We start from the raw sequence: 2,132 nt of genomic DNA, 5'->3' as shown, positions 1-2,132 counted from the left end.
GACCGGTCGCGGAGAGCAGCACCGTGCAGGGCGTGTCGGCGACCTCGAGCGAGGCCGAGGCGCCGGCGGAGGCGCGCGCCGGGCGGGCGACCGCCCCGGTCAGCACGGTCCTCCTCGGAGTCCCGTAGGCTTCGGCGGCCTCGTCGAGTTCCTCGGTCAAGACCGCGTGCAGTTTGGCCTCGCTCCCCAGGATCTCGAGGAGCGCCTCGATCTCGGCGCGCAGCTGGTCCCGCTCGGCCTCGAGCTCGACGCGCGAGAACTTCGTCAGCCGGCGGAGGCGGAGCTCGAGGATGTACTCGGCCTGGGCCTCCGAGAGGTCGAACACCTGCATGAGCCGGGCGCGCGCCGAATCGGCGTCGTCGCTCGTCCGGATGAGCTGGATCACCTCGTCGATATCGAGGATCGCGATGAGCAGGCCCTCGACCAGGTGCAGGCGTTCGCGACGCTTGCGCAGTCGGAACTCGGAGCGGCGCGTGACCACCGAGAGCCGATGGTCGAGGAACACCCGCAGCATCTCGCGCAGACCGAGCGTCTGCGGCTGCCCGCCCACCAGGGCGACCGAATTGATGCTGAACGAGTCCTCGAGCGGCGTGTAGCGGTAGAGCTGCTCGAGCACCGCCTCGGGGCTGAATCCGGTCTTGAGCGTGATGACGAGGCGCAGCCCGTTCTTCCGGTCGGTGAGATCGGCGACGTCGCTGATGCCGGAGAGCTTCTTCGCGTCGACGCCCTGCTTGATCTTCTCGATGACGCGCTCGGGGCCGACGAGGTGGGGCAGTTCGGTCACGACGAGGCCGGTGCGCCGCGGCCCGAGCTGCTCGACCGCGACCTTGGCGCGGGTGCGGAAGGCGCCGCGCCCCGTGCGATAGGCGTCCTTGACGCCGTCGAGTCCGACGATGATGCCGCCGCCGGGCAGGTCTGGCCCGGGGATGAACTCCATCAGCTCGTCGACCGTCGCGTCCGGGTGCGCGAGGAGATGCTTCGCTCCCTCGACGACCTCGATCAGGTTGTGCGGAGCAAGGTTGGTCGCCATGCCGACCGCGATTCCGCTCGCGCCGTTGACGAGCAGGTTCGGCACGGCGGACGGCAGCACCTCGGGCTGCATGATCTGGTTGTCGTAGTTCGGGACGAAGTCGACGACATCTTCGTCGAGCGCGGCGGTCATCCCGAGCGCCGCCCCCGCCAGCCGGGCCTCCGTGTACCGGGACGCCGCGGGGCCGTCGTCGAGCGATCCGAAGTTGCCGTGCCCGTCGACGAGCGGCAGCCGCATCGCGAAGCCCTGGGCCATGCGCACGAGCGCGTCGTAGATGGATGCGTCGCCGTGGGGGTGGAGCTTGCCCATCACCTCGCCGACGACGCGCGCGGACTTGACGTGCCCCTTGTCAGGCCGGAGCCCCATGTCCGTCATCATGAAGAGGATGCGGCGCTGCACGGGCTTCAGCCCGTCGCGCGCGTCGGGCAGCGCGCGCGAGTAGATCACCGAGTAGGCGTACTCGAGGAACGACTGCTCCATCTCGTTCGAGATGTCGATGTCCTCGATCCGTTCGGACTGATCGCTGCGTTCGACGGCTGTGCTGTCGGTCACGGTTCGGGTCGCGCCTTTCGTCGGGTTCCGGAGGATGCCCGGCGGCCGGCCGGGCGCGGGGCGCGGCGAGGCCCCGGATACGATGGTGATCATGCTACCGACCGTCACCGACAACGGTGCGAGGCTGGCCGCGATTCTGCCGACCGGGATCGCCGCGCTGGCCCGCGGGCTCGGCGCCGACCCTGCCGAGCGCCTCTCGACGGCACTCGGCCGCTCGGAACAGCTGCTCGACCTCCCGGAGGCGCTGCCGTCGCTGACGGGGTTCGTCATGGTCGTGGTCGACGGCCTCGGGACGGCGAACCTCAACGCGGCGAAGGCTCACGCCCCCGTGCTGGCCTCGCTCGCGGCGAAGCGGATCGAAACGGTGCTCCCGTCGACCACCGGCGCCGCGCTGACCACGCTCGCGACCGGGCGCCTGCCGGGCGAGCACGGTCTGATCGGGTACCGGATCCGCCATCCCGAGCTCGGCTTGCGCACGACGCTCAAGGAATGGGACGGCATCGACGACGTGCGCTCGTGGCAGCGCGCCGAGCCGCTCTGGCGCCTTGCC

General features: G+C 70.5%; 2 protein-coding genes. One reads left to right on the top strand and one right to left on the bottom strand.

Going from position 1 to position 2,132, the window contains the following annotated elements:
• Positions 1-1,582 (bottom strand): DNA gyrase/topoisomerase IV subunit A (locus tag ACFPZL_RS12555; RefSeq protein WP_382335684.1); only part of this gene is annotated, 1,582 nt, incomplete at its 3' end.
• A gap of 91 nt (positions 1,583-1,673) precedes the next feature.
• Between ACFPZL_RS12555 and ACFPZL_RS12550 the strand changes: the two genes are divergently transcribed.
• The coding region (locus ACFPZL_RS12550) for an alkaline phosphatase family protein (protein ID WP_382335682.1) at positions 1,674-2,132 on the top strand (459 nt) is incomplete at its 3' end.

The organism is Leucobacter soli, assembly GCF_042659205.1.
GTDB classification, from domain to species: Bacteria; Actinomycetota; Actinomycetes; order Actinomycetales; family Microbacteriaceae; genus Leucobacter; species Leucobacter soli.
This window is presented reverse-complemented; position numbering and strand designations above follow the sequence as displayed.